The 681-nt window shown below is 50.4% G+C and carries 1 protein-coding gene; it reads left to right on the top strand.

All coding sequences use genetic code 11. The features are described from left to right. Positions 1-681, top strand: a 681-nt coding sequence (locus tag R7Q46_RS27345) for a histidine kinase dimerization/phospho-acceptor domain-containing protein (protein ID WP_318078298.1), incomplete at both ends; no start/stop codon positions are given.

Genomic DNA, 681 nt, shown 5'->3' with positions numbered 1-681 from the left:
GAGCTGTTTTCTGAATTGAACAGCACCGTGAACAAGCTGGTGGACGATTCCAACAAAACCACCACGTTTGCCGTTGACCAGCTGACCAATACGCTGAAATTTGCCCAATGGTCACTAACGGTGATCTCGATTGTCGGTTTGATTGTGGTTGTGCTTATCCTTTGGCGTGTGGTGTACGTGTCGGTAGTGAAACGTCTGGCGGAATACTCTGCTGCGCTGCTTTCTGTTGCCCAAGGTAACTTGGCTGTTGAGCTAGAAGTTAAAGGCAAAGACGAACTCGCGCACATGGGGCAAGCTATCATCACCGCCCGCAATACCGCCCAAGCGCTCAAAGTGGTGGCAGAAGGGGAAGCAAAAGCCAAACGGGATCTGGAAGAACACAAAGAACACCTTGAAGAATTGATTGAGCAGCGCACTTCGCAGTTGAGACAAGCAAACCTGCGCTTGAATGAAGAGGTCGTGAACCACGCTCAGGCGCGTAATGAAGCCGAGCAGGCGAGCCGCGCGAAATCAGCCTTCTTAGCGACAATGAGCCATGAAATTCGAACGCCGATGAACGGCGTGCTCGGTACCGCTCGTTTGTTAATGGATTCTGGTTTAAATCCAATTCAAAAGCGTTACGCGGAGATCATCAACCGCAGTGGTAAAACCTTGCTGGCTATCTTAAATGACGTTCTGGAT

The organism is Vibrio sp. 811 (assembly GCF_033339195.1).
This window is presented reverse-complemented; position numbering and strand designations above follow the sequence as displayed.